This window comes from Streptomyces sp. 11x1 (genome assembly GCF_032598905.1).
Taxonomy (GTDB): Bacteria; Actinomycetota; Actinomycetes; order Streptomycetales; family Streptomycetaceae; genus Streptomyces.
On record NZ_CP122458.1, the window covers coordinates 6,944,197 to 6,961,371 of the forward strand.

Consider the following 17,175-nt stretch of genomic DNA (forward strand, 5'->3'; position numbering starts at 1 on the left):
CCCTTTACCGAATATGCGACTAGATTCATTTCATGGCGGACACAAAGCGCGAGATCGAGCGGAAGTACGAGTCCGACGAGAGCGGCCTGCCGGACCTCACCGGTGTGGCCGGGGTCGCGACCGTCATGGACAAGGGTGTGGCGGAGCTGGACGCCGTCTACTACGACACCTCCGACGAACGCCTCGCCGCCGCCTCCATCACCCTGCGTCGCCGTACGGGCGGCAGTGACGCGGGCTGGCATCTGAAGTTCCCCGTCTCCTCGGGCGTACGGGACGAGATCCGGGCTCCGCTGTCCGACACGCTGCCCGACGAACTCGCCGGGCTGGTCCGCTCCCGGGTGCGGGCGGCGAAGCTGGTCCCGCTGGTCCGTCTCCTCTCCACCCGAGCCGTCAGCGAGCTGCTCGACGCCGACGGCAGGCTCCTCGCCGAGGCCAGCGTGGACGCCGTGGTCGCCGAGCGGCTCACCGAGAAGGGCCGGACCGCACAGTGGTCCGAGATCGAGGTCGAACTCGCCGACGACGGTGACCCCGCGTTCCTCGACAAGGTCGAGAAGAAGCTGCGCAAGGCGGGCGTACGGCCGTCGGACTCGCCGTCCAAGCTCGCCAGGGCCCTCCAGGAGACGGCTCCTGCGAAGGGGAAGAAGGCCAAGAAGGACGGGAAGGACGGCAAGAGCGAGAAAGGCGGCAAGGGCGCGAAGGGGAAGGGGGACGGTGAGCCGCTCACGCCCGGGGACCATGTCCTCGCGTACATCCGGGCCCAGCGGGACGCGATCGTCGAGCTGGACCCCGCCGTCCGCCGCGACGTCTTCGACTCCGTCCACAGCATGCGGGTCGCCACGCGTCGCCTGCGCAGCACCTTCAAGTCGTTCGGCAAGGTCCTGGACCGGGCGGTCACGGACCCGATCGGCGAGGAGCTGAAGTGGCTCGCGGGGGAGCTGGGCGTCGACCGTGACCAGGAGGTTCTGACGGAGCGCCTCACCGAGGCATTGGACGGCCTCCCCGAGAGCCTGGTGACGGGCCCGGTCCACGCACGGCTGCGCGCCTGGTCGCGGAAGGACGGAGGTACCGGCCCCCGGACCGAACTGATCGAGGCCCTGGACGGACCGCGCTATCTGGAGCTGCTGGAAACCCTCGACGCCGTGATCGCGGACCCGCCGCTGCTCAAGGCCGCCCACGGCGATCCCGAGAAAGTGATCACCAAGGCGGTCGAGAAGGACTTCGGCAAGGTGGCGGCCCTCGTCGAGGAGGCCCTGGCCCAGCCGCCCGGCGCCGACCGCGACCTCGCCATGCACGAGGCCCGCAAGAAGACCAAGCGGACCCGGTACGCGGCCGAGGCGGCCCGTCCCCTCCTGGGTAATCCGGCCAAGGCACTCGTCAAGGACATGAAGTCCCTGCAGACCCTCCTCGGCGACCACCAGGACAGCGTGATGGCCCGCGAGGCCCTGCGCGACCTTGCCCACCAGGCCCACGCGGCACCGGGGGAGAGCGCCTTCACGTACGGGCTGCTGTACGGCAGGGAGGAGCGCCGGGCGGAGCTGGCGGAGGCGGAGCTGCCCGGGGAGTGGAAGAGGATCAGCGCGGACATGCCCTTCTGAGCTGCGCAGGTGAGCCCCGCCGCTAATCGGGAGTGCGAGGGGTGTCTCCGGGGGCGTTAGGCTAGATGGTCACCCCCTGTCAGCTCACGAAGGTAACCCCCGCGATGTCTGTCGAGTCGGTCTTCCCACAGCTAGAGGCCCTGCTCCCGCATGTGCAGAAGCCGATCCAGTACGTCGGCGGTGAGCTCAACTCCACCGTCAAGCCCTGGGAGTCCGCGGACGTCCGCTGGGCGCTCATGTACCCGGACGCGTACGAGGTCGGTCTGCCCAACCAGGGCGTCATGATCCTCTACGAGGTGCTGAACGAGCGCGAGGGCGTCCTCGCCGAGCGTACGTACAGCGTGTGGCCGGACCTGGAGGCGCTGATGCGGGAGCACGGCGTCCCGCAGTTCACCGTCGACAGCCACCGCCCGGTGAAGGCGTTCGACGTGTTCGGTCTGTCCTTCTCCACGGAGCTGGGCTACACCAACATGCTGACCGCCCTGGACCTCGCCGGAATCCCCCTGGAGTCCAAGGACCGCACGCTCGACGACCCGATCGTGCTGGCCGGCGGCCACGCGGCCTTCAACCCTGAGCCGATCGCCGACTTCATCGACGCGGCGATCATCGGCGACGGCGAGCAGGCCGTGCTGGACATGACCGAGATCATCCGCGTCTGGAAGGCGGAGGGCAGGCCCGGCGGCCGCGAGGAGGTCCTCTTCCGCCTCGCGAAGACGGGCTCGGTGTACATCCCCGCGTTCTACGACGTCGAGTACCTGCCCGACGGCCGTATCGGCCGCGTCGTGCCCAACAAGTCCGGTGTCCCGTGGCGGGTGTCCAAGCACACCGTCATGGACCTCGACGAGTGGCCGTACCCCAAGCAGCCCCTCGTCCCGCTCGCCGAGACGGTCCATGAGCGGATGTCGGTGGAGATCTTCCGCGGCTGCACCCGCGGCTGCCGCTTCTGCCAGGCGGGCATGATCACCCGCCCGGTGCGGGAGCGTTCCATCACGGGCATCGGCGAGATGGTCGAGAAGGGCCTCAAGGCGACCGGTTTCGAGGAGGTCGGCCTGCTCTCCCTCTCCTCCGCCGACCACAGCGAGATCGGCGACATCGCCAAGGGCCTGGCGGACCGGTACGAGGAGGACAAGATCGGTCTGTCCCTCCCCTCGACCCGCGTGGACGCCTTCAACGTCGACCTCGCGAACGAACTGACCCGCAACGGCCGGCGCTCGGGTCTGACCTTCGCGCCCGAGGGCGGCTCCGAGCGCATGCGCAAGGTCATCAACAAGATGGTCTCGGAGGAGGACCTGATCCGGACGGTCTCCACGGCGTACGGCAACGGCTGGCGCCAGGTGAAGCTGTACTTCATGTGCGGCCTGCCGACGGAGACCGACGAGGACGTCCTCCAGATCGCCGACATGGCGATGAACGTGATCGCCGAGGGCCGCAAGGTCTCCGGCCAGAACGACATTCGCTGCACGGTCTCGATCGGCGGGTTCGTCCCCAAGCCGCACACACCGTTCCAGTGGGCGCCGCAGCTTTCCGCCGAGGAGACCGACGCCCGGCTCGAAAAGCTTCGCGACAAGATCCGCGGCGACAAGAAGTACGGCCGTTCCATCGGCTTCCGCTACCACGACGGCAAGCCGGGCATCGTCGAGGGCCTGCTGTCGCGCGGCGACCGCCGCATCGGCGCCGTCATCCGCGCGGTCTACGAGGACGGCGGCCGCTTCGACGGCTGGCGCGAGCACTTCTCCTACGACCGCTGGATGAGCTGCGCGGACAAGGCCCTCGCGGACTTCGGCCTCGACGTCGACTGGTACACGACCCGCGAGCGCACCTACGAGGAGGTCCTGCCCTGGGACCACCTGGACTCCGGCCTCGACAAGGACTGGCTCTGGGAGGACTGGCAGGACGCCCTCGACGAGACAGAGGTCGAGGACTGCCGCTGGACACCGTGCTTCGACTGCGGCGTGTGCCCGCAGATGGACACCCACATCCAGATCGGCCCGACGGGCAAGAAGCTGCTGCCGCTGTCGGTCAAGCAGCCGGTGGGGAGTGCGCCGCACAGCCACGGTCACTGACCCGGCCGAGGCCGGCAGGTCGTAGAGGGGTGTCCGGAGGGCCGTTCGGCCGGTCTCCGGGCACCCCTTCTCACGTACAACCGGCCGGTCACGCGCGGCGTGACGGTCGAGCCGCCGTTGACGATGTTGTCCGCCGACTGGAGTTCGACCCGGTACCACGGCCGCGGGTTGCCCTGTTCGTCGTCGCAGTTCAGGGTGGCGTGGGGCTGCGTGTCCACCGGCACGCAGGTGGTCTCCCATGCCTGGCCCACGGTGGTGACGACATTGAACTTGACGAGCCCCTTCGAGGCGTCGGCCTCCTCACCCTTGGGCTGGCCCTTGTCCTCGCCGTGGTCCGTGCCGGAGCTGCCGCCATGGTCCTTGCCGGTGTCCTGGGTGTGACCGCTGCTCGACCCCTGGCTGTGGCTCTGCCCGGTCTGCTGGGCGTGGCCCTGGCCCTGGCCGGTCTGGCTGTGCCCCTGGCCCTGGCCCTGGCCCTGACCGTGCTCCTTGCCGGTTTCCTTCTGCCCGTGCCCGTGCCCGTGCCCGTGCCCGTGCCCGTGCCCGTGCCCGTGCCCGTGCCCGTGGCCCTCGCCGTGGCCGCTCGTGTTGACCGAGACACCGCACGCGAAGCCGACGTAGCGGTCCCGCGAATCACGGCCGCCTGCCGGGAAGTTGGGGTGGGCGTTGAGGTCGGTCCACAGGAACGGGTGGGCGACCTCGCCCTGGAGGTCGCGGATGCCGGCGAAGACCCGTCCGTCGCTCAGCACGACCCGGAACTCGCGCTTCTTGGAGTCCTGTACCGCGTCGATGTCGGCGCAGGGACCGGCGGGCCCCGTGGCGCCCGTGGCACCGGTGGCTCCCGTCAGCCCGTCAGCCCGTCAGCCCGTCAGCCCGTCCGCTCCCGTGGGGCCGGTGGGACCTGTCGCACCAGTGAGGCCGGCGGGACCGTCCGCGCCGTCCGCGCCGGTCGCGCCAGTGGCTCCGGTCGGTCGGGCCGGTGGGGCCCGTCTCGCCGGTGTCACCTGGGGGGCCCTCGGGGCCGACTTCGCCCTGAGGACCGGTGTCGCCCCTGGCGCCGGTCGGACGCTGGGGTCCGGTCGGGCCGGCGGGGCCCACCTCGCAGTGGTCGTCGTTGCCACCGAGTGCCGCCGTGCGGTTCTGGTCCTGATCGTCGTACCAGTCGGGCGACGATCCGTCGTACTGGTCCTCATGCTGCCCGGCGTCGGTGTGGTGCTGATCACCGTGATCGTCGGCGGGCGGGCACTCGTCGTTGCCGCCCCTCGTCACGGTGGAGTGCTCGGACACGCTCAGCGTTGCCGCCGCGGCGGGGCCGGCCAGTCCGGCGGTCACCGCCAGTGCGAGCGAGGCACACGTGCTGACCTTGGTGATCCTGTGGCGTGCCAGCGGGCCTATCAGCGAGATCGTCCTGCGCCAGGACTCATCTACGGGCTCCTAGTTTCGACCGGTTCGGGGCTTTTCTTCGCACTCGATCGTGAGCCTCGCCCCTGTCAACCGACTCGACCAGCGAGCGGGACCGGACGGGGATGGAGATCATCAAATCAGCCTCAACGGGTCTCACGGGTGGGCTAATTCGGTGCCAGTGAAAGGTATTCCTGCGATATGAGGTGATACGTCACGCGGCCGTCGGGGCGGCGTTCCCACACACCTGGACCGGTGAGCCGTGAAGCCCCAGACCATCTGCCTCTGCATGATCGTCAAGAACGAGGCGCGGGTGATCGAGCGTTGCCTCGCCGCTGTCCGGCCGCTGATCGACACCTGGGTCATCACCGACACCGGCTCCACGGACGGCACACAGGACCTGATCCGCGCGGCGCTGGACGGCATCCCCGGCGAACTGCGCGAGGAGCCCTGGGTCGACTTCGGTCACAACCGGACGCGGAACATCCAACACGCCCGCGGAAAGGCCGACTTCCTGCTCACCGTCGATGCCGACCATGTACTGCGTCAGGACGCGCCGCTGCCCCGGCTCACGGGGACCTCGTACATGCTGCGCTATGACACACCGGGCACCCAGCACCGCTTCAAGCACCTGATGCGCGGGGACCGGCTCTGGCGCTACGAAGGGGTCACCCACGAGTACCCGTGCACCGACGGGCCCGATGTCCAGGAGAACCTGGACGCCCTCGTCATCGAGGACCACGCGGACGGCGGCTGCCGCAGCGACAAGTTCGAACGCGACGCGGGTCTGCTCAGACGTGAACTGGAACGCGACCCCACAAACCCCCGCACCGTCTTCTACCTGGCCAACACCGAACGTGACCTCGGCCACGCCCGGGAGGCGATCGACCTGTACGAGCGACGTGCGGCGATGGGCGGCTGGGGCGAGGAGGTCTACTGCTCGCTCCTGGAGGCGGGAATCCTCCGGGCGGACGAGGAAGGGGACTGGCCGGGAGCCATGGACACGTTCTCCCGCGCCTGGGAGTCACGCCCCACAAGGCTCGAAGCCTGCTACGAGCTGGCCTCCCGCCTTCGGCTCCGGCGGTGCCACCACACCGCGCACGCCCTTGTCGTCGACGTCGTCGACCGGCCCGCGCCGGACGACCTGCTCTTCACCAAGCCCTGGGTCTACCGGTGGGGCCTGCTGTTCGAGTTCTCCATCACCGCCCACTGGGTGGGCGACCACGCGGCCGCGCTCGGGGCGTGCGACCGTCTGCTGGCCATGCGGGATCTGCCCGAACGCGTCCGCCGCCAGGTCGAGATCAACCGGGAGTTCTCCGCGCCGCACGCCGCACCGTCGGACCTGCCCGCGGTGGTGCGCCGCCCCAAGGCCGCCCGGGCCGGCAAGTCGGCGGCGAAGTCCGCGAGGGCCTCCGGGCGCAAGCGGTAGCGGGCGCGGGCGGCCGCCTGGTTGGAAGCGGTGGGAACTCGTTGGTGATGGCTGGATCCGGGCGACACTCTGAGGCGTCTACGTCGTCATGGACCTGGAGAAGAGGCCCGCCCATCAGGCACAGTCGGCGCCCGAGGGGTGTCTCGTCGTCGCGATCCGGATTCCGGTGCGGATCGTGGTGCTCGTGCTGGTCGTGCCCGTGCGCATGCTGTGGGACGCACTGGTGGCGGGCGGGCGGCTGTTGACGGACACCGTGCTGCGGCCTGCGGGCCGTGCGGCGCTCTGGCTCGGCCGGGTCGTCCTCGTGTGGCCCTGTGTGGCGCTGTGGCGGTACGTCGTCGTGCCGCTCGCCCAGGGGCTCGGATGGCTGGGGTACCGGCTGCTGGTCGTCCCGGCGGTGTGGACGTACCGGTACGTCCTGACACCCGTGGGGCACGCGATCTCCTGGCTGGCGGCCGGTGTCGGGGCCGGATGCGGCTGGGTCGCCCGCGGTGTCCTGGCCGGGCTCCGGTGGCTGTACCGGTGGACCGTGGTGCCGGTCGGGCGGAGCATCGCCTGGCTGGTCGTCCACCTCCTCGTCGTGCCGGCCGGGTGGCTGTACCGGTACGTGCTGACACCCGTGGGGCACGCGATCGCGTGGGTGGCCATGGGCGCCGTGTGGCTCGTACGGATGATCTTCACCGGGCTCTGGCTCGGCGTGTACTGGACGCTGCGCGTGCTGCTGGTGCTGCCCGCGCTCGCCGTGTGGCGCTGGGTGCTCGCGCCCGTCGGACGGTTCCTCGCCGCCGTCGGCCGGGAGATCGGGGAGGCCCTCGGGCACGCGTGGCGGGTGGCGGGGCGGATCTCCCTCGCCGTCGGGCGGTTCCTGGCGAACCTGTTCCGGTGGCTCCTGGTAGAGCCGACCCGGTGGGTGTACCGGACCGTCCTCACACCGGCCGGGCACTTCGTGCGGGACGCGGTGTGGAAGCCGGTCGCGGCGGTCGGCCGGGCCGTGGGCCGCACCACCCGGCAGGCCCTGAGCACCGCCCGCGAGACCGTCCGCCAGGCCCGCGCGAGCGTGCGCTCGGCCCTCTTCGGACAACGGGCGGAACCGAAGCCCGTCCACAGGCGGGAACCGAGGGCCGCCGAGGCACGTACTCTTGGTAGCAGTACGACCGCTCTCACGAAGGACTGAACGACACTGGGCAAGCGACAGCCCGAAGGCCCGCCGCCCGCACCCGCGGTGCAGCGCATCCGACTGCGCTACACCAAGCGCGGCCGCCTCCGGTTCACCAGCCACCGTGACTTCCAGCGCGCCTTCGAGCGTGCGCTGCGCCGTGCCGAGGTGCCGATGGCGTACTCGGCGGGGTTCACGCCGCATCCGAAGGTGTCGTACGCCAATGCCGCACCCACCGGCACGGGCAGTGAGGCGGAGTATCTGGAGATCGCGCTCACCGCGGCGCGTGATCCGGAGAAGCTCAGGATCCTGCTCGACGAGTCGCTACCCCCCGGCCTCGACATCGTCGACGCGGTCGAGGCCCGCACCTCCGGGCTCGCCGACCGGCTCACGGCCTCCGAATGGGAGCTGCGCCTGGACGGCGTGGACCCCGAGGACGCCGCGCGCGCGGTCGAGGCCTTCAAGGCGTCGGACCTCGTCGAGGTCCAGCGCAGGACCAAGAACGGCGTACGGACCTTCGACGCCCGTGCCGCCGTCGTCGACCTCGACAGCCGTGACGGCCATGACGCACGTGATGGACGTGACGGAAGCGCCGGAGCGAACGGTTCTGAGACGGCCGGTCCACAGCCCGCCGCAAGCGTCGGCTCCACCGGAGCGGCCGGCGCCGCGCCCCTTGCTGGGCCGACGGACCAGCCCTGTGCGATACTGCGGCTGGTAGTTCGGCACGTGACGCCTGCCGTACGACCCGACGACGTCCTGTCCGGTCTCCGCGCCGTGGCCGACCTGGCGCCGCCGGTCCCCGCAGCGGTGACCAGGCTGGCGCAGGGGCTTTTCGATGATGAGACCGGCACGGTGACCGACCCGCTCGCGCCCGACCGCGAGGCAGCGCCGGCCCCCTCAACGGCCGAACCCGCTGCCGCCGCGAAGGCGTCGGCGCCGGTAGGCCCCGCGTAGGACGGACGTCGTAGCGCCGCCCTCTGATCCGGGAGCCCCCTGGGTCGGGCAGCGCACCGACCACAAGACTTTCGCCAGGCCGTACGCAACATGGCGTACGGAACCGGCGAGACAGGACACAGAGAGCTCCCGTGCGGCGCCCGCGCCCCGGACGGCGGCAGTCGCGTACGACGCGAGCCGCGGACGTCACCGGCCACACCGGACCGGGTGCGGCGCCCGGGAGCCTGACGGGAGAAACGCCCGCATGCCCGAAACGATCGAACCCGCCGAGCCCGCGCAGGGCTCCGACCACAACACGCCGAGCGACACCCTGCCGCCGCGCCGTCGCCGCCGTGCCGCGTCCCGTCCCGCGGGACCGCCGTCCGCCGCCGAAGCGGCCGCGGAGACCACCGCGCCGGCCATACCGGCCGCCGAGTCCGAGGACCTCGCGGCCGCCGAGCCGACCGAGACGGACGAGACCACCGAAACCACCGAGACCGTCGAGGACGGCGTGACCGGTGAGGACGCGCAGGTCACCGAGGCCGAGGAGACGGAAGAGGCCGAGTCCGCCGCCGTCGTCGAGGCGCCCGCCGTCGAGGAGGCCGCGCCCGCCGGGCGTACGCGCCGTCGTGCGACCCGCCGCGCCTCCGCGCCCGCCGGTGCGCCCAAGGACGCCGAGGTCGTCGAAGTCGTCGAGACCGTGGCGCCGGCCGCCTCCGCCGAGGCGGCAGCCGAGCCCGCCGCCGTCGCCGAGGCGCCCGCCGCCGTCGAGGAGGCCGCGCCCGCCGGGCGTACGCGCCGTCGCGCCACCCGGCGCGCCTCCGCGCCCACGAGTGCCCCCCAGGCCGCCGAGGAGACCCCCGCCGAGACCGAGGCCGCCTCCGAGCCCGCCGCGGTCGCCGAGGCGCCCGCCGCCGAGGAGGCCGCGCCGCGCCCGCGCCGTCGCGCCACACGCCGGGCGTCCACGCCCGCCGGTGAGCCGAAGGCCGCCGAGATTGTCGAGACCCCGACGGAGACCGCGCCCGCCGCTGTTCAGGAGGGCGCGCCGGTGGAGGCGGCCGAGGAGGCCGCGCCCCGCCGTAGCCGTCGGCGTGCCACGCGCCGGGCCGCCGCGCCCGCCGGTGCGCCCGAGGGCGAGTCCGCCGACGACCGCGTGAGCGAGGCCGTGGCCGCCGAGACCGTGCCGGCCCCGGCCGAGCAGGCGCCCGCCGCCGAAGCCGCCCCCGCGACCGCGGTGGCCGAGCCCGAGCCGGTCAAGGCGCCGCGTGCGGCCGCCGAGTCGGAGGCCGAGGACGCGGGTCCGCGTCGGGCCCGTCGTCGGGCCACCCGTAAGGCGGCCGTTGGCTTCTCCGAGCCGGCGGCGCGAGTCGCGGACGACGCGCCGTCGCGTCCGTCCCGGCCTGCCGTGGCCGTGTTCCAGGCGCCGGTGTTCACCGAGCCGATGTTCCAGACGCCGGAGCGGGCCGCCGCGCAGGCCGCCGCCGAGGCGGAGGCCGAGACCGTGACGCCCGAGCCGGCCGAGGTTGCCGAGAACGCCGGGACCACCGGCCTGGGTGGGTTCGCCGAGGAGGAGTCCACCGGTGGGTCGCGGCGTCGCCGTCGTCGCAGGGGTGAGCCGGCCGAGGCCGAGCAGCCCGCGGCCGCCACCGTGGTGGCCGATGAGCCGGAAGAGCCCGAGGAGTCCGAGGAGAGCGCCGAGGACGCCGCCGAGGGGGACGAGTACGGCGAGGAGGAGTCCACCGGGGCGCGGCGCCGCCGTCGCCGGGGTGGCCGTCGTCGTCGCCGGGGCGAGTCGGCCGAGGCCGAGGACGCCGCCGAGGGCGACGAGCTCGCCGCAGAGCAGGCCGAGCAGGACGCCGAGGACACCGCCGAGCAGCTGGACGAGGACGCCGAGGACGAGGGCGACGACCGCGAGGAGTCCGGTTCGGGCTCCAGCAGCAGCCGTCGTCGCCGTCGCCGTCGTCGCCGCGCCGGGGACTCCGGCACCGAGGCCGAGGCGGCCTCCGACGACCCCGAGCGGACGGTCGTCAAGGTCCGCGAGCCGCGCGAGCGGCGCGCCAAGGAGACCGAGCCGTCCGACGAGGTGCAGTCCATCAAGGGCTCCACCCGGCTGGAGGCCAAGAAGCAGCGTCGCCGGGAAGGCCGTGAGCAGGGACGTCGGCGCGTCCCGATCATCACCGAGGCCGAGTTCCTCGCCCGCCGCGAGGCCGTCGAGCGCGTCATGGTCGTCCGCCAGAGCGGCGAGCGCACCCAGATCGGCGTCCTGGAAGACAACGTGCTCGTCGAGCACTACGTCAACAAGGAGCAGTCGACCTCGTACGTCGGCAACGTCTACCTCGGCAAGGTGCAGAACGTGCTGCCGTCGATGGAGGCCGCCTTCATCGACATCGGCAAGGGCCGCAACGCGGTCCTGTACGCCGGTGAGGTCAACTTCGAGGCGCTCGGCATGGCCAACGGGCCGCGCCGGATCGAGTCCGCCCTGAAGTCCGGCCAGTCCGTGCTCGTCCAGGTCACCAAGGATCCGATCGGGCACAAGGGCGCGCGTCTGACCAGCCAGGTCTCCCTGCCGGGTCGCTACCTGGTCTACGTCCCCGAGGGGTCGATGACCGGTATCAGCCGCAAGCTGCCCGACACCGAGCGGGCCCGGCTGAAGACCATCCTCAAGAAGATCGTCCCCGAGGACGCGGGCGTCATCGTGCGCACCGCCGCCGAGGGCGCGAGCGAGGACGAGCTGCGCCGCGACGTCGAGCGACTGCAGGCGCAGTGGGAGGACATCCAGAAGAAGGCCAAGAACGGCAACGCGCCGACGCTGCTGTACGGCGAGCCGGACATGACCGTCCGGGTCGTCCGCGACATCTTCAACGAGGACTTCTCCAAGGTCATCGTGAGCGGCGAGGACGCCTGGGAGACCATCCACGGGTACGTCTCGCACGTCGCGCCCGACCTGGCGGACCGGCTGCAGAAGTGGACCTCCGAGGTCGACGTCTTCGCGACGTACCGCATCGACGAGCAGCTGATGAAGGCGCTGGACCGCAAGGTCTGGCTGCCCAGCGGTGGTTCGCTGGTGATCGACAAGACCGAGGCCATGATCGTGGTCGACGTCAACACCGGTAAGTTCACCGGCCAGGGCGGCAACCTGGAGGAGACGGTCACCAGGAACAACCTGGAGGCGGCCGAGGAGATCGTGCGTCAGCTGCGGCTGCGCGACCTCGGCGGCATCGTCGTCATCGACTTCATCGACATGGTCCTGGAGTCCAACCGGGACCTGGTGCTGCGGCGCCTGTTGGAGTGCCTGGGGCGTGACCGTACGAAGCACCAGGTCGCCGAGGTCACCTCGCTGGGCCTGGTGCAGATGACCCGGAAGCGGGTCGGCCAGGGCCTGCTGGAGTCCTTCTCCGAGACCTGTGTCCACTGCAACGGGCGCGGCGTGATCGTGCACATGGACCAGCCGACCGCTCCCGGCGGTGGCGGCAAGCGCCGTAAGCGCGGGCGTGGCGGTGCCGAGCACGACCACGAGCACGTGTCCGCTCCCGAGGCCGTCGAGCCCGCGGAGCCGGCCGAGCCGGTCGAGACCGAGGCGGCCGCCGAGGTCGCCGCCGAGGTGGCCGAGCCCGTGGCGCTGCCGTCCCCCGAGTTCGAGCCGGACGAGGAGCTGTACAGCAGCGTCGCCGAGGCCGAGGCGGCGGTCGGGCGCGGCCGTTCGCGTCGTCGGGCCACCCGTCGGGCGTCCGCGCCCTCCGGTGCCCCGAAGTCCCGCGAGACCCGTGATTCGCGTGAGTCCCGTGAGGCCGTGGCCGTCACCACCGTCTCCGAGGACCGTGCCCCGAAGTCGCGGGAGGCCGCCGAGGCGGAGCCGGTCGCGGTGGAGGACCCGGTCGTCGAGGCGCCGGCGGCCGAGCCGAGCGCAGAGGAGGCCGCTCCCAAGGGCCGTACGCGTCGTCGGGCGACCCGGAAGGTGTCCGCTCCGGCGGGCGCTCCGGCAGGCGCGGCGGCGGAGGAGACCGTGGTCACGGTGGCGGCCGCCGAGCCGGCGCCGGAGCCCGTGGCCGAGCCGGTCGCCGAGCCCGTGGCCGAGGACGCCGCACAGCCCGAGGCGGCCGCCGTCGCCGAGAGCGCGGCTCCGGCCCGTCCGCGTCGGCGTGCCGTGCGCAAGGCGACCGCGCCCACCGCGTCCGAGGAGGCGGCCGTGGTCGTGGTCCCGTCGGCTCCGGCCGAGGACGCGGCCGAGGCCCCGGTCGAGGACGCGGCCGAGGCCCCGGTCGAGGAGTCCGCTCCGGCGGCCGAGGAGACCGAGACCGAGGCCGAGGCGCCCGCCAAGAAGACGGCGGCGCGCAAGACGGCCAAGAAGGCCACGGCGAAGAAGGCCGCCACGAAGAAGACGGCGGCCGCCAAGAAGACGGTCGCGAAGAAGGCCACGGCCAAGAAGGCGGCCACGAAGAAGTCGGCCGCGAAGAAGACCACGGTGGCCGCCGAGCAGTCCTCGGCCACGGTGACGGCCTCGACCGACGAGAGCTGAGCCCCACGGGGCGGACGTCGATCCGCTCCAACTGGTGCCCCCGCCGGGTGGTTTGACCATCCGGTGGGGGCACCGGTCCGTTCCGGGGGAGCAACTTCACACCGAGTGGGGAGATTTGCGGAGTTTTCCTCCTCTCTGCCGTCTCACCGGTACCCCCTTCCCCCTTGAGCACCCTCGGGCGCCTGTAACACTCACGTAGTCGAATTCGCAGTCATCTACGCAGTCGTGAGCGATCGCGTGAGCGTTGGTGTGAGCGCTGTCGTGGACATACGGGCAGGGTGGGAACGGGGAGGGATCGCATGGCGCGCGTGCGTGGGCGGGGGGCGGTGGCGCTGGCCACCGTGCTGGCGGCGGCCGGTGTGCAGGTGACGGCCGCGGACGTCGCGCGTGCCGCGCCGACCTGGACCGAAGGCCCGCTCTTCAACGACCCGTTGGGTGACGAGGCTGCGCAACTCGCGATACGCGCCCGGCTCGTCGAGCTGACGGACGCCGCGCTCCCCGGCTCCACCATCAAGGTCGCCGTCTACCACGTGTGGGAGGCGTCCGTCGTCAACGCGCTCGTGGCCGCCAAGGACCGGGGCGTGCGCGTCCAGGTCCTGCTGGACGAGTCGAGCGTCAGCGACCGCCCCACGAACACCGCGTACGGCAGCCTGGTCGCGGCGCTCGGCACCGACCGGACGAAGGGGTCGTACATAGCGTCCTGCGCCGTCGACAGGTCCTGCCTCGGCGATCCGAAGTACGGGCAGTCGATCATGCACAACAAGTTCTGGCTGTTCTCGGCGGTCGAGGGCGCCACCAATGTGGTCGTGCAGACCACGTCGAACTCGACCCCCTCCGCGCACACCAAGTTCTTCAACGACGCGCTGCTGCTGCCGGACAACCCGACGATGTACGACGCGTACGCGGACTACTTCGACACGATGGTGGGCCGGGACTGGGCGGCCTGGGAGTACCGGACCGTCAGCAACGGCCTCTACAAGGCGTACTTCTTCCCCCGGGCCGGGAACACCCGGGCCACCGACACCGTGTACTCGGTGCTGAACAACGTGCAGTGCTCGTACAAGGACAGCACCGGGGTGGCGCGGAAGACCTGGGTGCGGGTCGCGATCTTCAAGATCACCCGGCTGGCGATCGCCGAGAAGCTGGTCGCCCTGAAGAAGGCCGGCTGCAACGTGAGCATCGTGTACGCCGAGTCCGACAGCGCCAAGAGCAGCGGCGGGACCAAGGGGACGTGGGAGAAGATGCACACGTCCGGCGGGCCGACGGTGCGGTGCTACAACGACGACCGGGACCCGCTGAACCCCGGGAAGAAACTGACCACGCCGTACATCATCCACACCAAGTACATCCTCGTGGACGGCCAGTACGACGGCGTGCGCAACAAGATCAGCTTCACCGGGTCGGGCAACTACACCGGGCCCGCGCTGCGCGAGAACGACGAGGCGATCGTCAAGGTCGACGACGACGCCGTGCACGACATGTACCGGACGCACTTCGACAAGGTGATCGGCGTCGCCTATCCGGGCAAGGCCGACACCACCGACCTGTGCAAGGGTGTGAAGCCGCTGCCGGCGGACGGCGAGAAGCCCGCCGGTTAGCGGGGAGGGGCTCGGTTTGACCCCTTCGGGCGCGGCCCCGTAACCTTGACCGTCGGCGTGTCCGTAGGTAGCGACGCGTCACATCCCCGTAAACCTCATTCCTTCCGCGCGCCCGGCGCCGTGGGAGAGGCCGTCCGCGTGTCGGGCGGCTGGACTGCGGGGGTGCCGTTCCGGAGCGAGAGAGTGAGATCCGCGTGTACGCCATCGTGCGCAGCGGTGGTCGCCAGCACAAGGTTGCTGTCGGCGACATCGTTGAGGTTGACAAGATTTCCACCGCCAATGTCGGCGACACGGTCGAGCTCTCGACCCTGCTCGTCGTCGACGGCGACGCCGTGACCAGTGACCCGTGGGTCCTTGCCGGCATCAAGGTCCAGGCCGAGGTCGTGGACCACCACAAGGGGCAGAAGATCGACATTCTGCGCTACAAGAACAAGACCGGCTACCGCCGTCGTCAGGGCCACCGCCAGCAGTACACGGCGATCAAGGTCACTGAGATCCCCGCGGCTGCGAAGTAAGGGACTGAGGAGAGATGGCACACAAGAAGGGCGCATCGTCCACCCGGAACGGTCGCGACTCCAACGCTCAGCGGCTCGGCGTGAAGCGCTTCGGCGGTCAGGTCGTCAACGCCGGTGAGATCCTGGTCCGCCAGCGTGGCACGCACTTCCACCCGGGCTCGGGTGTCGGTCGCGGCAAGGACGACACGCTGTTCGCGCTGAACGCCGGTGCGGTCGAGTTCGGCACCGCCCGTGGCCGCAAGGTCGTGAACATCGTTCCGGTCGGCTGATCGGAAAAGTCTTCGGACAGTCTTTCGCGAGGCGGACCTCACTTCCCGTGCGGGAAGGCGGGTCCGCCTTTCGCGTGTTACCCAATAACTGAACCCGTACCACCCCCGGCCGTCGGTCGGGGGAACCCCCAGGAGGCACCCCACCATGACCACCTTCGTGGACCGCGTCGAACTGCATGTCGCCGCGGGTAACGGAGGCCACGGCTGTGCCTCCGTCCACCGGGAGAAGTTCAAGCCGCTCGGCGGCCCCGACGGCGGCAACGGCGGCCGGGGCGGCGACGTCATCCTGACCGTCGACCAGTCGGTGACGACCCTCCTGGAGTACCACCACTCCCCGCACCGCAAGGCCACCAACGGCAAGCCCGGCGAGGGCGGCAACCGCTCCGGCAAGGACGGACAGGACCTGGTCCTGCCGGTCCCGGACGGCACGGTCGTGCTCGACCGGCAGGGGAACGTCCTCGCCGACCTCGTCGGCCACGGCACCTCCTTCGTCGCCGCGCAGGGCGGCCGGGGCGGCCTCGGCAACGCGGCCCTCGCCTCCGCCCGCCGCAAGGCGCCCGGCTTCGCGCTGCTCGGCGTGCCCGGCGACATGGGCGACATCGTCCTGGAGCTCAAGACCGTCGCCGACGTGGCGCTGGTCGGCTATCCCAGCGCCGGGAAGTCCTCGCTGATCTCGGTCCTGTCCGCCGCCAAGCCGAAGATCGCCGACTACCCTTTCACAACCCTCGTCCCGAACCTGGGCGTGGTCACCGCCGGCGAGACGGTCTACACGATCGCCGACGTGCCGGGCCTGATCCCCGGTGCCAGTCAGGGCAAGGGGCTCGGGCTCGAATTCCTCCGCCACGTCGAGCGGTGCAGCGTCCTCGTGCACGTCCTCGACACCGCGACGCTGGAGTCGGACCGCGACCCCGTCTCCGACCTCGACATCATCGAGGAGGAGCTGACGCAGTACGGCGGGCTCGGCGACCGGCCCCGGATCGTCGTCCTCAACAAGATCGACGTGCCCGACGGCAAGGATCTCGCCGAGATGGTGCGGCCGGACCTGGAGGCCCGCGGTTACCGGGTCTTCGAGGTGTCCGCCGTCGCCCACACCGGGCTGCGGGAGCTGTCCTTCGCGCTCGCCGACCTCGTCGGCCGGGCGCGTGCCGCGAGGCCCAAGGAGGAGGCGACGCGGATCGTCATCCGGCCCAAGGCCGTCGACGACGCGGGCTTCACGGTCGTGCGCGAGGAGGACGGTCTCTACCGCGTGCGGGGCGAGAAGCCGGAGCGCTGGGTGCGGCAGACCGACTTCAACAACGACGAGGCGGTCGGCTATCTCGCCGACCGGCTCAACCGCCTCGGTGTCGAGGAGGAGCTGATGAAGGCGGGCGCCCGCTCCGGCGACGGCGTCGCCATCGGGCCCGAGGACAACGCGGTCGTCTTCGACTGGGAGCCGACCGTCATGGCCGGTGCGGAGATGCTGGGGCGGCGTGGTGAGGACCACCGCTTCGAGGCGCCCCGGCCGGCGGTCCAGCGCCGCCGTGACCGGCAGGCGGAGCGGGACGAGCTCCAGAAGGAGTACGACGACTTCGAGCCGTTCTAGGGTTGCGGGGGCGTCGGGCGCCCTAGGAGACCGCTGAAGATCTTGCTCTGGCCGCCCGACTCACCCTGGATTGCCGGTAAATGTCAATCGCCATCAAGTAGGGCAAGCCGGGCGCATT

12 protein-coding genes are annotated in these 17,175 nt (G+C 71.3%); 10 read left to right on the forward strand and 2 right to left on the reverse strand.

Translation table 11 applies throughout. The features are described 5' to 3' along the window. Nucleotides 1-32: 32 nt before the first annotated feature. A complete protein-coding gene (locus tag P8T65_RS30480; protein WP_316728374.1) occupies nt 33-1,595 on the forward strand; it encodes a CYTH and CHAD domain-containing protein in 1,563 nt (520 codons plus the stop codon). A gap of 104 nt (nt 1,596-1,699) precedes the next feature. Further along, nucleotides 1,700-3,658, forward strand: coding sequence for a TIGR03960 family B12-binding radical SAM protein (locus P8T65_RS30485; protein ID WP_316728375.1), 1,959 nt, complete (start codon nt 1,700-1,702; stop codon nt 3,656-3,658). Here P8T65_RS30485 and P8T65_RS30490 read toward each other — a convergent pair. Together P8T65_RS30490 and P8T65_RS30495 are read right to left on the reverse strand one after the other, a co-directional pair. Beyond that, nucleotides 3,652-4,407: a hypothetical protein gene (locus P8T65_RS30490; RefSeq protein WP_316728376.1), complete on the reverse strand. Its 756-nt coding sequence runs from the start codon at nt 4,405-4,407 to the stop codon at nt 3,652-3,654. The two genes, P8T65_RS30485 and P8T65_RS30490, sit on opposite strands and share 7 nt — an antisense overlap. Before the next feature lie 103 nt (nt 4,408-4,510). Further along, complete coding sequence (locus tag P8T65_RS30495) at nt 4,511-4,990, reverse strand: hypothetical protein (protein ID WP_316728377.1); 480 nt, start codon at nt 4,988-4,990, stop codon at nt 4,511-4,513. 358 nt (nt 4,991-5,348) lie between these two features. Between P8T65_RS30495 and P8T65_RS30500 the strand changes: the two genes are divergently transcribed. The 8 genes from P8T65_RS30500 (at nt 5,349) to obgE (ending at nt 17,057) form a co-directional block, all read left to right on the forward strand. Next, complete coding sequence (locus P8T65_RS30500) at nt 5,349-6,488, forward strand: glycosyltransferase (RefSeq protein ID WP_316728378.1); 1,140 nt, start codon at nt 5,349-5,351, stop codon at nt 6,486-6,488. An 88-nt stretch (nt 6,489-6,576) separates the two neighbouring features. Beyond that, nucleotides 6,577-7,662 (forward strand): hypothetical protein, encoded by a 1,086-nt coding sequence (locus tag P8T65_RS30505; protein ID WP_316728379.1) that lies wholly within the window; start codon nt 6,577-6,579, stop codon nt 7,660-7,662. A gap of 48 nt (nt 7,663-7,710) precedes the next feature. Beyond that, complete coding sequence (locus tag P8T65_RS30510; protein ID WP_316728380.1) at nt 7,711-8,598, forward strand: TIGR03936 family radical SAM-associated protein; 888 nt, start codon at nt 7,711-7,713, stop codon at nt 8,596-8,598. Between the two features lie 244 nt (nt 8,599-8,842). After that, nucleotides 8,843-13,093 carry an Rne/Rng family ribonuclease gene (locus P8T65_RS30515; RefSeq protein ID WP_316728381.1) on the forward strand — a complete coding sequence of 1,417 codons (4,251 nt, stop codon included), beginning with the start codon at nt 8,843-8,845 and terminating at the stop codon, nt 13,091-13,093. 299 nt (nt 13,094-13,392) lie between these two features. Then, entirely contained in the window at nt 13,393-14,691 is a 1,299-nt protein-coding gene (locus tag P8T65_RS30520; RefSeq protein ID WP_316728382.1) for a phospholipase D-like domain-containing protein, read from the forward strand. A 194-nt stretch (nt 14,692-14,885) separates the two neighbouring features. Then, a complete protein-coding gene (gene rplU, locus P8T65_RS30525; RefSeq protein WP_033525816.1) occupies nt 14,886-15,206 on the forward strand; it encodes a 50S ribosomal protein L21 in 321 nt (106 codons plus the stop codon). A 14-nt stretch (nt 15,207-15,220) separates the two neighbouring features. After that, on the forward strand, nt 15,221-15,475 hold the full coding sequence (gene rpmA / locus P8T65_RS30530) for a 50S ribosomal protein L27 (RefSeq protein ID WP_033525817.1): 255 nt from the start codon (nt 15,221-15,223) through the stop codon (nt 15,473-15,475). A 145-nt stretch (nt 15,476-15,620) separates the two neighbouring features. Further along, on the forward strand, nt 15,621-17,057 hold the full coding sequence (obgE, locus tag P8T65_RS30535) for a GTPase ObgE (RefSeq protein ID WP_316728383.1): 1,437 nt from the start codon (nt 15,621-15,623) through the stop codon (nt 17,055-17,057). The last annotated feature ends 118 nt before the right edge of the window (nt 17,058-17,175 follow it).

Bases quoted from the DNA above. Each gene is read 5' to 3' on its own strand.
- P8T65_RS30480 (WP_316728374.1), top strand. From the start codon at position 33: ATGGCGGACACAAAGCGCGAGATCGAGCGGAAGTACGAGTCCGACGAG.
- P8T65_RS30485 (WP_316728375.1), top strand. From the start codon at position 1,700: ATGTCTGTCGAGTCGGTCTTCCCACAGCTAGAGGCCCTGCTCCCGCAT.
- P8T65_RS30500 (WP_316728378.1), top strand. From the start codon at position 5,349: ATGATCGTCAAGAACGAGGCGCGGGTGATCGAGCGTTGCCTCGCCGCT.
- P8T65_RS30505 (WP_316728379.1), top strand. From the start codon at position 6,577: ATGGACCTGGAGAAGAGGCCCGCCCATCAGGCACAGTCGGCGCCCGAG.
- P8T65_RS30515 (WP_316728381.1), top strand. From the start codon at position 8,843: ATGCCCGAAACGATCGAACCCGCCGAGCCCGCGCAGGGCTCCGACCAC.
- P8T65_RS30520 (WP_316728382.1), top strand. From the start codon at position 13,393: ATGGCGCGCGTGCGTGGGCGGGGGGCGGTGGCGCTGGCCACCGTGCTG.
- rpmA (WP_033525817.1), top strand. From the start codon at position 15,221: ATGGCACACAAGAAGGGCGCATCGTCCACCCGGAACGGTCGCGACTCC.
- obgE (WP_316728383.1), top strand. From the start codon at position 15,621: ATGACCACCTTCGTGGACCGCGTCGAACTGCATGTCGCCGCGGGTAAC.